Genomic DNA, 17,178 nt, shown 5'->3' with positions numbered 1-17,178 from the left:
CAAAGCCCGTTTCCGATCCGGAAACGGGCTTTGCTTTTTAGTGCTGATGAAGTGTTGGATAGTATTGGTTATTCCGATTGTAGTCGATTTTGAAGGTAAGCACGAAAGGCAGGTAGGGATCTGCCCTTTACAAAGCCCTGCTGCGCAATGGCAGCTCGTATACTAGGAGTTAGCTCACCTAGCCATTGTTCAAACTCTGCTTCTGTCGGCTGAATAGAGGGAGGCCGCGAGGCAATAGACGAGATAGTAAGGCGCGTGTGGTTATTCATAATAAGTGGGTTTGCTAACCTGTTTTACCAAAAAGATGCCAAATCATTGTTTTTTGCTTTTCATATATGCTGGATAAATACAAAAATACTCTAGCGCTACAATAAGCCATTTTTGTTACTTAGTACGAGAAAGACTTGTTGTATGGTTAGTAGTAGCTATTGCAGGCTCAAAGAATAATACCGGGAAAAGTATTCCCATATTGAAATTATTAAAAATGGCAGTTGTAGTTTGGCTGTTCAACGGGCAATGTAGTGGCCCCGTAGAAACCCCGTATCTTTGTGCTCATGGCTGATACTTCCCGCGACATAATTCTACGCCGCATCCGCGAGTCGTTGCAGCAGTCGGCTCCGCAACCTACCCGGCCTGATTTCACTGCTCCATTGCATCCGCGTTCTGCCACTGCCGATGACTTAGCCGTGGCTTTTGCCCAGAGCTTTGTACGAGTAGGAGGTGTCTTTTTCTATTGCGATTCGGTAGAGCATTTCTACGATCAGCTATTTGCCTACAAGAAGGAGAAAGCCTTGGAACACCTGTACGTATGGGAGCCAGAGCTTAAGAAGCTGCTGCACGAAGGTGAAATAGTGTTTCAGGGAGACGAGACGGAGTTTGTAGCACACGCCGATGCGGGCCTTACTACCTGTGAGGCTTTGGTGGCTCGCACGGGTAGTGTGCTAGTGAGCGGTGCTACGGGTAGCGGCCGCCGCCTCAGTATCTATCCCGATCAGCACCTTATCTTAGCGCGCACGTCTCAGGTAGTGGCCGACATTGGCGACGCCTTGCAGATGATGCAGCAGAAGTACGGAGCAGACCGGCTGCCATCCATGATTTCTCTCACTACCGGGCCGAGCCGGACGGCCGATATTGAAAAGACACTGGTGCTTGGGGCGCATGGTCCCCGCAGTATTGTGTTGTTTTTGCTGGATGACGCGCCCGCCGCAACTACCTGATCTCGCCCTGCCGGCTGGCCGGAAGGTGTATTTCGCTTCTGATTTTCACTTGGGTGCCCCTGATGCCGCCCGCTCTAAAGAGCGGGAGCAACGTATTGTGCGCTGGCTAGATCAGGCCGCTCAAGATGCTGCGGCTATCTACCTGCTGGGCGACATCTTCGACTTTTGGTTTGAATACCGCCATGCCATTCCACGCGGCTTTATTCGGTTGCAGGGCAAGTTGGCTGAGCTTACCGATGCGGGGCTGCCAGTGACATTTTTCACCGGCAACCACGATATGTGGATGTTCGACTACTTTACCAAAGAGCTCAACATACCAATTCTGCGCAACCCTGTAAGCCAGCGGATTGGCGGGCACCAATTTCACATCGGGCACGGGGATGGCCTCGGTCCCGGCGACCACACGTACAAAGTACTTAAGCAGATTTTTGCCTCGCCAGTAGCTCAGTGGTTGTTTGCTAGGGTTCATCCTAACCTGGGTATTGGCATTGCTAACCGGTGGAGCCAGCGGAGCCGCCTGCAAAATGGCGCGGCCGATGAGCAGTATTTTGGAGAAGAAGAATGGCTGCTGACTTATTGCCGTGAAGTGCAGCGCGAGTTTGCGCACGAGTACTACGTATTTGGGCATCGTCACTTGCCGCTTGACGTAGAGGTAGTACCGGGCAGCCGCTACGTGAATTTGGGCGAATGGGTCAATTATTGCTCTTACGGCGTGTATGATGGCACCGAACTGGCCTTGCAGCATTTTGAAAAAGGACCACCCTCTGAGTACCACACCCACTAGCCGAAAGGGTGGGGTAGCCTTGCTCATGGTGCTCAGCGCATGCTGGGGGAGACTACCAGCTCAGGCCCAAACAACCGCACCTGCTGCTGGCTCAGTGGCACCGGCTGCCCAGTCGGCGCCACTTGCCACTGTTCCTGCCGATACGAAGAACCGAGTGGGCGTATGGCAGCTAGTACGCACTATTGCCTTGCCTACCCCTGGGCCGGCCTCACTTGATCGGCGCGGCAATGTGTACGTGACCGACGTCCGCAATACTCTGCACCAGTATGGCCCTGATGGGCAGGCACTCAATACCTATTCGCCGCCATTGCCAGGCCATACTGCCCAGGTAGAAGCTTGGAATACCACCAAAGTGCTCGTGTTTTACGACGACCGACAGGAAATCTTGCTCCTTGACCGGTTCATGGCTCCTATCACCAAACTTACCCTGCTCGACTACTTCGACGGTATAGTGCGGGTAGCCACATTAGCCCCCGACGACCGGTATTGGCTGCTCAACGAATCGGACCTGACTCTGCGCCAGTTGGATCTGGCTGCGGCTCGCTTCACGATTACTACCCCGTTGGATTTGCTGATTGGCCGGAGCCGACCCGACTTTCGGTTTCTGCGCGAGTATCAGAATAATATCTACTTGCTCGACCACAACAATGGCGTGTACGTATTCGATAACCTCGGCAACTATCGTAAAAAACTACCCTTTACTGGCTTAACCTCCCTAGGTTTTCGCGGCGACGAGCTGTATTACATTGCCCCCGATGGTATCCATTTTTTCCACCTCTACCACCTCACTGACCGCGTAGTGCCGCTACCTCCTGTAGCCACGCCACTACAGCAGATTTTGCTGGGCGAGCAGTACGCCTACCTACTGACAACTGCCGGCTTACAGGTGTACAAAATGTAGGGCAAATTAGTAGAAGTGCTGTTGCGTTTATGAGTGTAAGGTTGTGATTATCAAGTAGTAAAATATCGTTACTTTGCTTATTAGCACGCTGTGCTAGCGGCTTGTTGGTAACCTGCTGTGGAGCTGGGCGTTAAGAGAGAAGTGAGCTGCCTCACCTGTTTTCCTTCCACTCTATAAGACCTGTTACCGCTATGAAAGCACTCGTGTATCACGGGATGAAAGACGTGCGCGTCGATACCGTAGATGATCCGAAGATTGAAGACGCCCGCGACGCTATTATCCGCGTAACGAGTACTGCCATTTGTGGCTCCGACCTGCACATTTACAATGGTAGCATTCCGCAGCCCCGGCCCATGGTACTAGGGCACGAGTTTATGGGCATTGTGGAGGAAGTAGGAAAAGGGGTGGGAAGCAAGCTAAAGGTAGGCGACCGGGTAGTGGTGCCATTTCCCATTGCCTGCGGTACCTGCTACTTCTGCAACCACGACCTGCCAGGCCACTGCGAAAATTCTAACCCCGACCACTACGGCCCCGAAGGTGGCCTAATGACCGAAAAAGGAGGATCTCTGTTTGGCTATACTGATATTTACGGCGGTTACAACGGAGGGCAGGCCGAGTACGTGCGCGTACCCTACGCCGACTTCGGCCCCCGCGTAATTCCAGATAGCCTAACCGACGAGCAAGCCCTGTTTCTAACAGACATCTTTCCTACTGGCTATTCCGGTATCGATTGGGGCGAGGTAAAGGGCGGTGAAATTGTGGCCATTTTTGGCTCGGGCCCGGTAGGTATTATGGCGGCCAAATCAGCGTGGCTGCGCGGCGCAGCCCGCGTGGTGGTGGTAGATACCGTGCAGTACCGTCTCGATAAGGCGAAGGCTTCAGCCAATGTAGAGACTATTCTGTGGGAGGATGCCAAGTCCACGGTAGAACAAATTCGCGCTTTGAGTGGCGGCCGGGGTGCCGATGTGTGCGTAGAGTGCGTCGGCTTTGAACCCGACCGCGACTTGCTAGACCGCGCTAAGGCCGTTATTAACTTTGAGAAAGGCTCGCCCAAGGTATTAGAAGCTTGCATGAGCGCAGTGCGTCGCGGAGGAATCGTATCGGTGCTAGGCGTGTACAGCTCACCCTTCGACAACTTTCCCCTGCATCAGTTCTTCGACAAAGGTATTAAACTAGTAGGCGGCCAAGCCCCAGCCCAAAAGCACATCGACAAACTGCTGCAATATGTACTTGATGGGAAAGTGGTTCTGGATGATATCATCACCCACCGCTTGCCCTTGGCTGAGGCGGCTCATGGGTACGACATCTTCCGCAACAAGAAAGATAACTGCGTAAAAGTGGTGCTGAAGCCCTAGCCTCAGCTGACTCTATTACACACAAAAAAGCCAGCGCTATGCTGGCCTTTTTTGTGCCCCTTGATAGGCGGTGAATGAGCTGAATGAGCTGAGCCGCGGCGCTGGAGGAGTGAGGGTTTTATGCCTACATTTGAACAGAACGGTTCCGACCATTCGCCGCTCCTTTCTGCTCCTACCACAACCAAGTTTTCTATGTTTATTGCTGCTCGTGTCCGTTGGGGTTTGTATTGGCGTGCAGTCAGTTTTTTAGTTGGGCTTGCTACCTCTCATGCTACCTTAGGCCAGCAGCCGGCTACCCCGGCAGCGGTAGCTAAGCTAGCTCCCCAACTTCGCGCTACCTCAGCGGTTTCGGCCCTGCGAGTGCGGGTGACTGATATGGCGGCGTTTCGGGCGTGGCTATACCGCGAGTTGCCAGCGGCCAAGGTCCTTGCGGAGCCCCATCACTCGGGCTTGCTTCAAGTGCGTGGAGCTGCGCCTGCCGCATTGGCCCGCTGCCCTTGGGTAGCTTACGTGGATGTGGCTGCCCGTACGGCTCGGGAGGAGCGCCAACTCAACGGTGCCGATTTTACCTTGAATACCGTAGCGCCGGTGCACGCCCGCTACCCACAGCTCGCAGGACAAGGGCTTACCGCTTCTGTCAAGGAAAATCCGCTGGATATCAATGATATTGATTTCAAGGGGCGACTGGTGAATCCTGACCCGCAGGCTGTGCTTCTGTCTTCGCACTCCACCATTATGGCCACTATTATGGCGGGCGCTGGCAATTCGTCCCCCAACGGAAAAGGCGTAGCATGGCAGGCCCGTATAGCGCAATCCAGCTACGACAATCTGCTACCCGATGATGGGACGTTACTTGCTCGGCAGGGGGTATCAGTGCAAAACCATTCCTACGGCGTCGCTATTGAAAACTACTACGGCTTAGAAGCCCGTGCCTACGACCAGCAAACGCGGCAGTACCCGGGGCTGCTGCACGTCTTTTCCTCTGGCAACTCCGGCAATCAAGCCAGTACTGCTGGTCCGTACATGGGCTTAGCCAACGTAGCCAACCTGACTGGGCAGTTCAAAATGTCGAAGAACACGCTGAGTGTAGGCGCTACTGATGCTGTGGGCAATGTAGCTGCGCTGAGCTCACGTGGCCCCGCGTACGATGGGCGCGTAAAACCAGAGCTAGTAGCCTACGGCGACGGTGGCTCGTCCGAAGCTGCGGCGCTAGTGTCGGGTGTTGGCTTACTGGTGCAGCAGGCCTACCGTAATCAGCACAATGCCTTGCCCCCGGCTGCGCTGGTAAAAGCAGTGCTGCTCAATAGTGCCGATGATACGGGGCGCCCCGCCGTGGATTTTGTGTCGGGTTACGGACAGGTTGATGCGCTAGGGGCCGTGCAAACCGTAGTGGATGGTCGTTACCGGCAGGGGACCGTGGCGCAAGGCCAGGAGCAGCTTATTTCTCTTACGGTGCCCTCGGGTACGCACCGAGTGAAGGTGACCCTAACGTGGTCTGATCTAGAAGCCACTGAAAACGCGGCCCAGGCCCTCGTCAACGACTTAGATATTACATTGGTGCAGGCGGCTACCGGGCAGCGCTGGCTGCCGTGGGTGCTCAGCGCCTATCCCCACCTCGACTCACTGGCCTTGCCCGCGCGGAGGCGCCCCGACCACCTCAACAATACCGAGCAAATTACTATAGAAACTCCCACGCCTGGTCTCTACCAGTTGCGAGTGCGCGGGTACCAGGTGCAGCAGGCCCCCCAACCCTTTAGTGTAGCCTACGAGTTCGAGCAAGGGTTTCAGTGGACGCACCCTACCCAGGCGCGTAACCTGCGCGTAGCGGAGGCCACGCGGCTACGGTGGCACTGGCGCGGACCAGCCGCTGCCGGCCGCCTAGAATATAAAGCAGTAGGACAAACCACATGGAAAACCATTGCTGCTTCGGTTGATGTAGCTGCCCAAAATTACCTCTGGACTGCACCCGACACGACTGCACCAATGCAGGTTCGGATGCGCACGGGTATTGGTAGTATCGAGTCTGATACGTTTTTCGTGGCCCGGCCCCTCACGCTTGAAGTCGCCTACGCGTGTACGGATGAAACCCTGCTGAACTGGCGCCGAGTACCGGGGGCCACGCACTACCAAGTCTACGCACTCGGTGCCACTCATCTAGAACCCTTCCGCCTTCTCACCGACACCGCTATACTACTGACCGCCAGCGAAGCTAGGGCACGCTACTTTGCTGTGGCGCCTATCATAAGAGGTAAGGTAGGGGAGCGAGGCTCGTCCCCCAACGTAACGGATGCTACGTACGGCTGCTACATTCGCTCCTTTCTGTCGCGGCAGGTAGTGGCCGATACGGTGCAGTTTCAACTTGTATTAGGTACTACCTACCGGGTAAAAACCGTAGCCCTAGAGCGCCGCGACTCGGAGGGCGTATTTCGCACGGTACAAACGGCCGCGCCGGCTCTCTCCCTGGTGCTCACCGATCCTCACCCCGTCGTTGGCCGCGCCGAGTACCGCGCCCGCGTAGATGTAGACGTGCCTCGCACGTTATACAGCAGTGTAGAGGAAGCCTTTTTTGTGCCGCGCAACGAAGTGTTGGTATACCCAGTGCCGGTAGTAGCAGGCGAGCCGCTGACTCTAGTCGGGCCGAAAGATCAACCGTTGCGCGTGCGGGTATATGATGTACTAGGCCGTTTACGCAGCGAAGTCAGCACGGAAGGCACCGTTAACTCGGTGGTGCTGCCTGCCTTGGGTAAAGGCACCTTTCTTCTGCGGATTAGCGCTGGTGGGGGAGCCGAGATAACTCGCCGCATCCTCGTGCTGTAATCGGGTATTTCGTCTACTGAATTTATCTCCCTGCTCGCCTGTACTGGTACGAGCAGGGAGTTGTGAACGTGAGAGCCTAGTAAGCCAGAGCCCACTGGTTGGGCAACAACTGGTGCGTACTGCCTTGGTAGCTGGTAGCAGGACTATGCTACATTCACGAAGACTGCGTTACTAAAGTGGGTGAATATATGAATGCAAAAAGGCTCCTGGCGCATGCTAGGAGCCTTTTTTATAGGAGGATGAGCTCGTAAGCTACGTCCTTAGTACAGGTAATTCAGAGCCGTACGGTCGTTCGTGTTGAACGGACGGTTCTGACCACCACCGATGCAAGCCAGCATCCACGAGTTCGGATCGGGACCGGAAGGAGTACCGGGGATGAGGATGGCGCCCACAGTGCTAGCACCTTCGTTTACCGCCGAACCACCGCAGCTATACTGACGGCTCATGTAGTCGGTGTGACGGAAGCCAATGCAGTGACCAATTTCGTGCGCTAGCACCGAGGCAATAGTCGTAGTAGCGTAGTTGGTACCCAGCGCGCCAGAGTTTACTAGCACTTGGTTGTAAGGGTTACCGCCCGAAGGGAAGCCAGCAGAAGCCAAGTACGAAGAGCCAGCCGGCGCAGGGTTCAGCACAATGCTACCACCTGAAGTTACACGGGAAAAACGTAGTTGCAGACCTTCAGCGTTGTAGCGACGGATAGCCTCATCGGTAGCCGTAACGTAGGCCGAGGGCAGCGACGTAGACACGCGAATCGTGATGGTGCGGGGCAGACCCGTCACCAAGTTGGTGGTGCGGTATTGCTCGTCTTCCCCTACACGTACCATCTTATAGTCGGGCGTGCTAGCCAACATTTCGTCGGTTAGCATGATGTCGCCTTCTACCATGACACCGCCTGCAACTTTTTGTGCACCGGCGGCCGTAAAGCCGAGCGCTTTAATTTGGTTGACGGCCGTTTCGGAGACCTCATTTTTTACTTCAACATTGGCTTTTTCCTGGCACGACGACAGTGACAGGGCCGACACTGCAAGCATCGCAGCGGGTGCGAAGAGTTTTGAAATTTTCATGTGTTTTGGTTGTGGTGGATAAAAGAACGGGTAAAAGGTATGCTTTTATTAAGGAATTATCAAAATAAAGCGTGGTGAATTGCCATAATTCTATACATAGGTTATTCTGCTTGTTTAGTTTGTTAATAAGATGAATTTATGATGAAATATAACTTTTTAGTGTGGAAAGATTCTTAGATAGCTAAAGATGTTATAAGCCAACGAATGTCTTCTCACGTGTAAGAAGTTAAGGAGGCATTATTCCTTCAATTCGGAAGAATGATGGGCCGAGCCTCGGTCCGGCAAGGCCCCGCCTAAATCTGTATCTTTGTACAAGACCCTTTTTTTCGCGGAATCCTTTCTTCCGCTTTACCTATAGATCTTTCAAGCCGTGGCTTGCACATCCTGCTCCTCCGGCGGAGGCTGCTCAACTTCATCTACCAAGGGCTGCGGCTCAAAAGGTAGTTGCAGCAGTGGCTGTACCCGCCTCAACGTATTCGACTGGCTTCAGGACCTCGACCTGCCCAGTGACTTTAAAGAATTTGACATCGTCGAAATCCGCTTCAAAGGCGGCCGCAAAGACTTTTTTCGTAATACAAGCCGCCTACCCCTTATCACCGGCGACCCGGTAGCAGTAGAAGCTGCTGGCAATGGCTGGCATTTGGGGCACGTTTCCCTGAAGGGGGAGTTGGTGCGCCTGCAAATGAAAAAGAAAAAGGTGCCCTTAGACTCTAAGGATATCCGCAACATCATGCGAGTAGCCACCGAGCAAGACGTGGAGCGTTGGAACGCCGTGCGTGACCTGGAAACGGGTACCATGTTTAAGGCCCGCTCGGTGGTAGAAGAACTGCGTTTGAAGATGAAACTCTCCGACGTAGAATACCAAGCCGACCGTACCCGGGCTACGTTCTTCTACTCTGCCGACGACCGGGTGGACTTTCGCGACCTAATCAAACGCCTCGCCGACGAATTTCGGGTGCGCGTGGAGATGCGCCAGATTTCGCTCCGCCACGAGGCTGGTCGCTTGGGTGGCATTGGCTCGTGCGGGCGTGAGCTGTGCTGCTCCACGTGGCTTTCTGACTTTAAAAGCGTAAGCACTACCGCTGCCCGCTACCAGAATCTGAGCCTCAACCCCGCGAAGCTCTCGGGGCAATGCGGCCGTTTGAAGTGCTGCCTCAACTACGAGCTAGACACCTACCTCGACGCCCTCAAGGACATTCCTCAGGTGCAGCGCCCCTTGCTTACAGAGAAGGGCGACTACACCTTACAGAAGACCGACATCTTCAAGAAGAAAATGTGGTTTGCCGTGCGTGGCGACAACAACTGGGTAGTGCTCCCCACCGAGCGGGTGCGCGAGGTGCTAGAAATGAACAAGCGCGGCGAAAAGCCGGAGAGCCTGCTGCCGCCCGTACGCGAAGAGGAAAAGGCCCCCGAAGTAACCGCTATTGTGGAAGGCTCACTGGAACGCCTCGACGATAAAATCAAGGCATCCAAACGCAGCAAGCGTAAGAAGTCCAAGGAGAAGCCGGGTGCCGCTGCCGTAGCACCCGTAGCAACGGCTAAGCCGCCCCGCCCTGGTTCTCCCAAGCCTGCTCCTCTGGACGGTCCTGCGGACAGCGTATCGACTGCACCAGCCGGTGCTCCCGAAGGCCAACCAGAGGAAGCACGCCGTCCGCGTGGAGCGGCCGCTCGCCCCTTAAACCGGCGTGGTCGGGGTAGGGGAGATGGTAGTAAGCGTTCAGAAGGCCCGCGCACTGGCGAGGCACCAACGGGTGCCGAGCCGCGGCCTCCCCGCTCTACTGAGGGCCGTCCTCCGCGGGGCGCTACCCCTGGCCCCGGAACTGATAGCGCACCCTCTTCAAGTGCGGATGGAGGTGAGCGGCGCGGCCGCAACGCTACACGTCGTGGAGGGCGCCCGTTCCGTGCTGGTGGCGGAGAGGCAACTGGTGGTTCTACTCCTACACCCCCGGCCTCTTAGTTTATGCGAGCTATCCTTCGATTGCTGCCTCTAGCGTTGGTGGGCTTGCTCACGGCTTGCGACCCGAACCAGGTGTACGAAAAAAACACCGACCTCAAGTCGCCTGCCGGCGACCCGTATGTGTGGGCGGTGCAAGACAAGCCGACCTTCGAGTTCGAGATTCAGGACACAACGCAACGCTACGATGTGTACTTCAACGTGCGCAATGCCTCAGCCTACGAGTACTATAACTTGTACGTGAAGCACACCCTCCTGGGCCCCGATGGCAAGCCCATGTCCCGGCTGCTGCACCAGATGTTGCTGTTGGATCCGCAAACAGGGGAGCCTCGCGGCAATGGCACGGGTGATATTTACGACCACCAATTTCTGGCCCTGCCCAATCAGCGCTTTCCGTTGGCCGGGCAGTATAAAATCATGCTGGAGCAGTATATGCGCCAAGATCAGCTGCCCGGCATTATGGCAGTGGGAGTGCGCGTGGCTAAGCATTCGGCCGGAAAATAAGCCGGGCACCGCTTACCGCCTATAACAACGGGCGCCCGCTTACCGCAAGGGTAGGCGGGCGCCCGTTGTGTTTTGAGCAAAGCCAACGAGTAGCTAAGAAAATAAGGAAAGGAGGTCATTGAACCTCACACGGGAGGTTTCTGCGCAGCGGTTCTGGCGAGGGAGGTACTTAGATGCGCTCTACTTTTACAGCGTTCTGGCCCTTCTTGCCGTCAATAACATCAAACGATACCCGGTCATTCTCGCGGATTTCGTGAACCAGACCAGTTTGGTGCACGAAAATCTCTTGGCCATTCTCGTCCTGCACGATGAAGCCATAGCCTTTAGACTCGTTAAAAAATTTCACTTTGCCAGTTTTCATAGCTGGTAATAGATGTTGGGGGTGAAAGAATGCAGTAAAACTAATGGGTATTTTGAAACTGCGAAAACTAGCGAGGCGGCAAAAACACGTGGCTCAGCTGTGCGTATGCGTATCTAGACGCTACTAACCTCCCTACTCCATGCCCGAACAGCCCACTACCCCCAATCAGCTAGCCAGTTCTGCCGGTGACACGCCTTCATCTGCACCCCAGCAATCGGCTCCAGGAACTAGTGTTTCTCCCGAGCCATTGGCTACCTCAGAACCAAGCGCTGAGCAGGGTAGCGCAGCGTCACGGACCACCCCTAACTCGCAGCCTCCCGCTGCCGGGGGATTACCGCAGGAGTTGGAGGCCCCCGAGAATACTACTGGTCAGCAGGCCTTCGCCAACGACCCCAACCATGAGGAAAACGAAGTAGCTAGCCCCAGCCGCGGTGAGTTTGGCCGGCAGTCGGCGCAGGGTGTTACGCAGGGTGGCTATGGCAACGAACTGAGCCGCGGCGACGCCACCTACGCAGGAACTGTAGAGCGGCCCGCTGCTACTACTGGCTACATTGGCGAGCGGCGCCAGCAACCCGATGACTTCGTATCGGGTGAGAACGGTAGCTTCGGTACCCAGCCCGCGGGCGCGGAAGTGCCCAGTGGTTCGGCTGTGGGCGCTCAGTTTGCCAATGACAATGCAGCTCCCAAAGGCGTCGATTCCGGGTTTGCGGAAAACTATGGCACTTCTTCCTTGGGTGGAAGCCTCGCCGGCAATGCCCAGCCCGATAAAGCCCATCGCAACCAGGAAGAAGACTACACGCCAAACCACCCGGAGGGTGGCCCAGAGGGGCTACTCACCGGCGTCGCTCCTACCAATACTGACCAAGGCACTGGCGAGGCAGATGCCACGCCCACCACGGGCTCGCGCAGCGGCTACCAAGCAGCGGGTTCTCCTGACTCGCAGGGGGGCGCGCAAAAAGGCTTCGGCTCGAAGGGCGGCTCGTATAACGATGAGTACGATAGCCAGAACCCTAAGCAGGCCGACAGCTCACCATCTCGCGGCGACTACGACAAGCAAGACGCGGCCCCTAACTACGGCGGTGCCTCCGACGACCGAACGAACCAGGAGGATGCTCCCGATTATGGCGCCGCGCCACGCCGGGCCGCGGGCACTCCTGACAACTAGCCCCACCATATCAAAGAGCAGTCCGCAGAAAGAGCTTGAGGTATATAACCCAAGCCCTCTTTTTGCGGACTGCTTATTTACGCTTGGCTCGAAAGAGCTTGCCTTTCTCGTTGCTGAAAATGAAATCCTGGTTGTTGGTAAAAACCAGTGCCTCAGCTTGGCCTGAGGTGGGTACCGGCAAGCATTGTTTGAGACCATCGAAGAGACGTCGGCCAGGCAGGCGCTCAAATAAATAGACGTGCCCGTAGCCGAGCAGGGCTACTCGGCGCCCGTCCGGGCTGATATCGGCGGCTGTAATCCACGTGTTGATCTGAAGGCTATCGGCAAGGCGGGCGGTGTAGTTACCAGGTTGGGCAGGAAGTACATACTGCTTTACCCAGTGGCCTTCGCCGCGGTTTTTGGTGAACAGGTAAAGGCTATCTTGGTAGTAGTAGAAGGCCTCACAGTCGAAATTTCGGTAGGGCTTCTTCGGCGGGAAGTCGTGCTGATCGGGATACGTAAAGCTGATGGTATCTACCTGCGAGTAGTCAGGGCCGGCTAGGCGGTAGATGGCGAGGTTGCGGCGTTTATTCTGATTGTTGCCGAAGTCGCCGATGTACAGTCGTTTCTCGTCGTCCTGAGCCAAGTCTTCCCAGTCTACATTCATGAGCGGGGCCAGGTCTACGGTATGCAGTCGGTCGCCCTGCGGGGTTATTTTATACAGGCGGGCCGTGTTGCCCCCATCAGCGTGAGTCCACAGGTCGCCCTCCGCATCGGCTATTTCCAGCCCCGAGCTTTCCGCTACCTGCTTACGCTGGAGCTTTCCGGTGGTTGTAATCTCATACTGGTCAGCAACCAGGGCAAATTCGCCCCGCCCTTGGTCGGGGCTACAGCCGCAGATTACGGACTGCAAAAACACGAGAATCGGAAACAGCTTGTCCCGAAGTAAAAAAAGCATAGGCAGGAAAGTGAACGTACTCCAAGCTACCAACCTAGTCAATTGGTACAAATTGCCGGCTGGCATACCTGAACTACCACCAAATTTAATACGGTACTCGGGTTGAAAAGGCTATTAGAAGGAAAAGCAAAGGAGTATCTTGTTGGCTATCAATTAGCCCTCCTTTTTAGCAAAGAATGCGCATTGCCTTAGTTGCCCTAGCCCTGAGCGGAATGACAGCGGCTCGCGGGCTAGCCCAAACACCTATCCACTTGTCTGCTGATACACTGGCTTCGCTTAGTCAGCCAGCGCGTGTGCCCTTCCTGAAGCGGCCCGTCGTGTGGCGCACAGCCATTCCGGTGGTGTTTGTGGGGCTGGGCTACCTCAGCCGCAACGAGAATGTGCTGGATGAGATGAAGGAGGTAGTGCACGAAGAAACCCACGAGCACTTTCCGCATTTCCATACTTCCCTCGATAACTACTCGCGCCATGCACCCGTGTGGGCCGCCTACGGTTTGTACGCCCTAGGTATGCACGGGCAGCGGGGAGTAGTGCCATTCACGGCCATTTATGGCCTCTCGCATGCGCTGAGTTCGGGTGTCGTCAGTGGGCTGAAACATGTTGGGGGCACCCGCCGCCCCGATGATCCGGCCGATTTCAGCTCGTTTCCTTCGGCCCACACCGCCGAAGCTTTCATGACGGCTACCTTATTGTACGAGCAGTTTGGGCACACGCGGCCGTGGCTGGCGGCGGGAGGCTACACGGTAGCTGCCGCCACAGGAGCCATGCGCATGCTAAACAACCGACACTGGATAACGGATGTGGTAGCTGGCGCCAGCATCGGGTTTTTATCGGCCGAAACGGTGTGGCGCCTGTATCCGGCGGCGGCGCGCCTGCTTCCCGGCCATTTAGAAGAGAAGCTGTTGCTGATGCCCACCTACGTGCCGGGCGGCGCCGTAGGCTTTACGCTGGCAGTAAAGCCTCAGGAGCGGCCAGCTTATTCAAAGCGGAGATAGGGCTGGAGCTTTTCAAGGGTAGTAGCATCCAGAATCCGAATCTGGCGTAAGTCGGCGGCTTGCTTGAACGGGCCGTGCTGCTGGCGGAAGGCCACAATTACCCGGGCTAGCCGCTTGCCAATGTAAGGATGGCCCTGTAGTAGCTCGAAAGACGAGGTATTGATAGCCACCGCAGCGGGTGCATAGCTTGGCGCTACAAACGTGTACTTGCGGAGCTGTCTACCAGGTCGGGCGCGTCGCGCAAGCTGTAAATTTCACCTAGTTGATCTTCCTGTAGAAAGCCACCCAGGCGCTGCCGATATTCTACTACCCGCCGTGCGTAGCCACGCCCAATGCCGCGGATTTGCATGAGCTGCGTAGTGTCCGCCTGATTGAGGTCGAAGGCTGCCAGGTGAGCTGGCTTACGAGCCGGGCGGGCCGCACCCGTGGCCGGAAAGCCGGCCTTGTTGGACTCAGCAGTAGGGTAGCGATTAGCATACTGCCGGGCTTCACGCGGTGGCAGTTGGTCGGGGAGCTGAATGAAGGGGGCGAGACGGGTATACACAGAATCGGGCAAACCATAGGTTCGGCGGATTTGCTCCTTGGCCTTGAAGCCTCCTAGTACCTCACGGAAGCGTACGATTCGCTGGGCAACGTAATAGGGTAAGCCGCGCGCCTCCCAGTCGGTTGCTGTTAGTTGATTGGGGTCGAAGGGAGCTAGCGCGACCTGGGGTACGTGCGGCCGGGCGCTATAGCTACGCCTCGGGTAGCGACTAGCAAATGTAGGCCGCACCTGGCGCTGGGCTGCAAGCTCGGTGGCCCAGGCATTGAGTTGGGCTTGGTCGGCGGCAGGGTTGTACTCAGTAAGTCTGGGTCTTACCACGGCTGGCAGGAAAAGCCACATCACCAAAAGAACCAGCAGAATTACAAAGCCCGAGGTTTCGCGTCGAGAAAAACCAAAATAGCGGCGCAAGCTGCGCTGCAAGGGGGCTACCAAAGATTGCTTGCGAGGCGAAGTTACCGTAGCAGGTCGCGGCCGAGTAGGATTAGGAGCAGACACGGGAATAGCACGAATGTATACTAGCTAGAATGAGATGTTGAGTATAGGAGTAAATCGTGATAAATAAAAATATAGCAAGAAGGTAGTGAGCTCAGCAGCAGAGGTTACTACGCCCCACCTCCTAAGCTAAAAGCTGCACAAGTGCGTGTACAACCCTGCGCGAAACGGGCAAGACAAACAGTAGAATATGCTACTAGCTATCTGCTGTAAAAGGTACTGATTGAGGCTGCGGGCTACTTTCTGATTTTCACGTCTACCTCATATCGGTAGCGGGGTGGGCCGCCGAGGGGCACGGCAAAGAAGGGCAGGGCCACGTCGTACTGATCAGTGACGTAGAATACGAGGTCGTTGCTTGCTTTGGTAAGGGAGGTGATTTGCAGGTCCAGAGACAAACCGTGCTCCTTCTCACTGATGCGGTGCGTGCTGCTAGTCCACACGTTGTCGCCACTTACGGTAGCCGTATGCCCGTTTTTAGCCACGCTGAATACTTTCAGGCTCACGTCGCCATCTAAGTCAAAGTTACTTTGCTTGATGCTTACTACCCGGTCGTTGACAAAGGGGTAGAGATGGGTAATAGTTCGGCGCTGGGGCGAAAGGCGAAACGAGTATTCGTAGGTGAAGGCGTTGCCGCCCTCCACGGGTATATTCTCAGTAGGCGACGAGCTAAGGAAATAGCGGTACAAGTTGCCATCGTCGCCGGTTTTTCCTTGTACGATTACCTTGAACACGAAGCCATCAAAGTCGGGTACAAATTCACCCGTCAGCGGGTTCAGCGGCCCCAAGGTATACCACTGGTTATCATAGGTCTTTTCGGCCCCAAATGTCTTGGTGCTAAGCAAGGTGCCAGACCGGAACTGCCCCTTCGGATCGGTGCCGCGCGCATCGGGGCCGGAGTGGGTACCCGCGCCGCCGTAAAGGCTAAACTCAGTGGTCGTATTCCAGCCAAATTTAGCTTCGTCGTGCTGCCCACCGCAGTCGGGGTCGAACACCCGGATGTACACGGGCTGCCGGTTCTGCTTGGGTACGAGGAAAAAGAACGTTTCGGTGTGGTCATCGTCGCCCCAACTCGCGTCGGCCTTCGCGCCGAAGGTGACCAGAAAAGCAATGTTCTCGCCGGGGTTAGGTGCGGCCTGGGCGTGTGCGGTAGGTGTTGGGAGTAGCCCCCAGAGTAGCACCAGCAGGCCCCAGCCCCAGATGGTACGATGAAAAAGCGGCATTCGCAGAGTACGTGGTAGGGCGTAAAATCCGGTGAATTTAAGGATAAACCGAGTAGGGCTTTGCCGAAACCGCAAGGGGGGCGTATCATTACACCTACTTCTACTTTCGCCCCCGCCCGACGGTATCTGTTATGAGCCAACCTACCCGCCGCACCTCCGAGTTTCTGGATTCCCTTACCGCCGACTTACACGCTATTCGGGAGGTTGTGAATCAGCGCTTTCGTCCCCTCACCGACGACCAGCTGAACCGCGGACCAGGCCCCGGCAAGTGGAGCGTAGGGCAGTGCTTGGAACATCTCAACATTGTGGGAGGCCTTTACTTGCCTACTATTAGCCGCAAGATCAAAGCTGCCCAGCAACGCGGTAGTACCCCGGCTGAAACGGTAGTACACGGGTACATCGGCAAGAAAATGACCGACGCCATGCGCGTGCCTGCCAGCGAAAAACCCATGAAAACGCCCCAGCAGTACGCGCCCAGCGGTATGCGCCTACCCCGTACGGTGCTGGAAGTGTTTGGCCGCCAAGTAGACGAGTTGCTAAGTCTAATTGAGCAGACGCGCACTGTCAATGCCAACACCATCCGGATTCCGAACCCTATTATTCCGCTCTTGCTACCCCGCCTGACCGATGCGCTGGAACTGCTAGTAGAGCACATGAAGCGCCATATCGGGCAAGCGGAGCGCGTACTTGATACCCGGCAGCTTACCGGCGAGTAGCAAAGGCAAGAGGGCATACGCAAACCAAGGGGAGCCTTGCTTTACCCAAATCAAACCCAGAATTAAGGGCGTGTTTGGGTAGAACAAGGCTTTATTGTGCTGTGCAGGATAGCTAGAAGCCCTGGCAGGTGGAAAAATAAATTGGCTTGATG

Annotated in this window: 16 protein-coding genes; 10 read left to right on the top strand and 6 right to left on the bottom strand. The window is 55.9% G+C overall.

Features of this window, described 5'->3' with window-relative positions:
* Positions 1-554: 554 nt before the first annotated feature.
* The 5 genes from VI25_RS10285 to VI25_RS10265 all read left to right on the top strand — a co-directional run bounded on the left by VI25_RS10285 (position 555) and on the right by VI25_RS10265 (position 7,074).
* Positions 555-1,217, top strand: a complete 663-nt coding sequence (locus VI25_RS10285) for a lactate utilization protein C (protein WP_045688861.1) — start codon at positions 555-557, stop codon at positions 1,215-1,217.
* The gene (locus VI25_RS10280) at positions 1,192-2,001 is read left to right on the top strand and encodes a UDP-2,3-diacylglucosamine diphosphatase (RefSeq protein WP_045688860.1); all 810 of its coding nucleotides are present in this window, start codon (positions 1,192-1,194) and stop codon (positions 1,999-2,001) included. The genes VI25_RS10285 and VI25_RS10280 overlap by 26 nt, the downstream gene beginning before the upstream one ends.
* Positions 1,964-2,902 (top strand): hypothetical protein, encoded by a 939-nt coding sequence (locus tag VI25_RS10275; protein ID WP_152981566.1) that lies wholly within the window; start codon positions 1,964-1,966, stop codon positions 2,900-2,902. Before VI25_RS10280 ends, VI25_RS10275 begins: the two co-directional genes overlap by 38 nt.
* Before the next feature lie 191 nt (positions 2,903-3,093).
* On the top strand, positions 3,094-4,257 hold the full coding sequence (locus VI25_RS10270) for a zinc-dependent alcohol dehydrogenase (RefSeq protein WP_045688859.1): 1,164 nt from the start codon (positions 3,094-3,096) through the stop codon (positions 4,255-4,257).
* Between the two features lie 192 nt (positions 4,258-4,449).
* Positions 4,450-7,074, top strand: coding sequence for a S8 family serine peptidase (locus VI25_RS10265; protein WP_045688858.1), 2,625 nt, complete (start codon positions 4,450-4,452; stop codon positions 7,072-7,074).
* Between the two features lie 260 nt (positions 7,075-7,334).
* On the opposite strand, the gene VI25_RS10260 is transcribed toward VI25_RS10265, so the two are convergent.
* Positions 7,335-8,138 (bottom strand): M57 family metalloprotease, encoded by an 804-nt coding sequence (locus VI25_RS10260; RefSeq protein WP_045688857.1) that lies wholly within the window; start codon positions 8,136-8,138, stop codon positions 7,335-7,337.
* A 370-nt stretch (positions 8,139-8,508) separates the two neighbouring features.
* On the opposite strand from VI25_RS10260, the gene ricT reads away from it, so the two are divergent.
* Together ricT and VI25_RS10250 are read left to right on the top strand one after the other, a co-directional pair.
* Complete coding sequence (gene ricT, locus VI25_RS10255; protein ID WP_173664787.1) at positions 8,509-10,095, top strand: regulatory iron-sulfur-containing complex subunit RicT; 1,587 nt, start codon at positions 8,509-8,511, stop codon at positions 10,093-10,095.
* Between the two features lie 3 nt (positions 10,096-10,098).
* On the top strand, positions 10,099-10,596 hold the full coding sequence (locus tag VI25_RS10250; RefSeq protein WP_045688856.1) for a gliding motility lipoprotein GldH: 498 nt from the start codon (positions 10,099-10,101) through the stop codon (positions 10,594-10,596).
* A 169-nt stretch (positions 10,597-10,765) separates the two neighbouring features.
* On the opposite strand, the gene VI25_RS10245 is transcribed toward VI25_RS10250, so the two are convergent.
* Positions 10,766-10,957, bottom strand: a complete 192-nt coding sequence (locus tag VI25_RS10245; RefSeq protein WP_045688855.1) for a cold-shock protein — start codon at positions 10,955-10,957, stop codon at positions 10,766-10,768.
* A 139-nt stretch (positions 10,958-11,096) separates the two neighbouring features.
* Between VI25_RS10245 and VI25_RS10240 the strand changes: the two genes are divergently transcribed.
* Complete coding sequence (locus tag VI25_RS10240) at positions 11,097-12,122, top strand: hypothetical protein (protein WP_045688854.1); 1,026 nt, start codon at positions 11,097-11,099, stop codon at positions 12,120-12,122.
* Positions 12,123-12,195: 73 nt separating this feature from the next.
* Here VI25_RS10240 and VI25_RS10235 read toward each other — a convergent pair whose 3' ends face one another.
* Entirely contained in the window at positions 12,196-13,059 is an 864-nt protein-coding gene (locus VI25_RS10235; RefSeq protein WP_072144794.1) for a hypothetical protein, read from the bottom strand.
* Positions 13,060-13,235: 176 nt separating this feature from the next.
* Between VI25_RS10235 and VI25_RS10230 the strand changes: the two genes are divergently transcribed.
* On the top strand, positions 13,236-14,054 hold the full coding sequence (locus VI25_RS10230) for a phosphatase PAP2 family protein (RefSeq protein WP_052695257.1): 819 nt from the start codon (positions 13,236-13,238) through the stop codon (positions 14,052-14,054).
* Here VI25_RS10230 and VI25_RS10225 read toward each other — a convergent pair.
* From VI25_RS10225 to VI25_RS10215, 3 genes are all read right to left on the bottom strand, one after another.
* A complete protein-coding gene (locus VI25_RS10225; protein WP_045688853.1) occupies positions 14,036-14,224 on the bottom strand; it encodes a ComEA family DNA-binding protein in 189 nt (62 codons plus the stop codon). The genes VI25_RS10230 and VI25_RS10225 overlap by 19 nt on opposite strands.
* A 23-nt stretch (positions 14,225-14,247) precedes the next feature.
* The gene (locus VI25_RS10220) at positions 14,248-15,093 is read right to left on the bottom strand and encodes a ComEA family DNA-binding protein (RefSeq protein WP_152981565.1); all 846 of its coding nucleotides are present in this window, start codon (positions 15,091-15,093) and stop codon (positions 14,248-14,250) included.
* A 233-nt stretch (positions 15,094-15,326) separates the two neighbouring features.
* A complete protein-coding gene (locus tag VI25_RS10215; protein ID WP_045688851.1) occupies positions 15,327-16,310 on the bottom strand; it encodes a hypothetical protein in 984 nt (327 codons plus the stop codon).
* Positions 16,311-16,441: 131 nt separating this feature from the next.
* Between VI25_RS10215 and VI25_RS10210 the strand changes: the two genes are divergently transcribed.
* On the top strand, positions 16,442-17,026 hold the full coding sequence (locus VI25_RS10210) for a DinB family protein (protein ID WP_055562473.1): 585 nt from the start codon (positions 16,442-16,444) through the stop codon (positions 17,024-17,026).
* Positions 17,027-17,178: the final 152 nt, after the last annotated feature.

This window comes from Hymenobacter sp. AT01-02 (assembly GCF_000961955.2).
In the GTDB taxonomy this organism is placed as follows: domain Bacteria; phylum Bacteroidota; class Bacteroidia; order Cytophagales; family Hymenobacteraceae; genus Hymenobacter; species Hymenobacter mucosus.
The sequence above is the reverse complement of the archived record's forward strand: the minus strand, read 5'-3'. Positions and strand labels throughout refer to the sequence as shown.

Bases quoted from the DNA above. Each gene is read 5' to 3' on its own strand.
- VI25_RS10285 (WP_045688861.1), top strand. From the start codon at position 555: ATGGCTGATACTTCCCGCGACATAATTCTACGCCGCATCCGCGAGTCG.
- VI25_RS10215 (WP_045688851.1), bottom strand. From the start codon at position 16,310: ATGCCGCTTTTTCATCGTACCATCTGGGGCTGGGGCCTGCTGGTGCTA.
- VI25_RS10245 (WP_045688855.1), bottom strand. From the start codon at position 10,957: ATGAAAACTGGCAAAGTGAAATTTTTTAACGAGTCTAAAGGCTATGGC.
- VI25_RS10235 (WP_072144794.1), bottom strand. From the start codon at position 13,059: ATGCTTTTTTTACTTCGGGACAAGCTGTTTCCGATTCTCGTGTTTTTG.
- VI25_RS10260 (WP_045688857.1), bottom strand. From the start codon at position 8,138: ATGAAAATTTCAAAACTCTTCGCACCCGCTGCGATGCTTGCAGTGTCG.
- VI25_RS10210 (WP_055562473.1), top strand. From the start codon at position 16,442: ATGAGCCAACCTACCCGCCGCACCTCCGAGTTTCTGGATTCCCTTACC.
- VI25_RS10230 (WP_052695257.1), top strand. From the start codon at position 13,236: ATGCGCATTGCCTTAGTTGCCCTAGCCCTGAGCGGAATGACAGCGGCT.
- VI25_RS10265 (WP_045688858.1), top strand. From the start codon at position 4,450: ATGTTTATTGCTGCTCGTGTCCGTTGGGGTTTGTATTGGCGTGCAGTC.
- VI25_RS10240 (WP_045688854.1), top strand. From the start codon at position 11,097: ATGCCCGAACAGCCCACTACCCCCAATCAGCTAGCCAGTTCTGCCGGT.
- VI25_RS10270 (WP_045688859.1), top strand. From the start codon at position 3,094: ATGAAAGCACTCGTGTATCACGGGATGAAAGACGTGCGCGTCGATACC.
- VI25_RS10280 (WP_045688860.1), top strand. From the start codon at position 1,192: ATGACGCGCCCGCCGCAACTACCTGATCTCGCCCTGCCGGCTGGCCGG.
- VI25_RS10250 (WP_045688856.1), top strand. From the start codon at position 10,099: ATGCGAGCTATCCTTCGATTGCTGCCTCTAGCGTTGGTGGGCTTGCTC.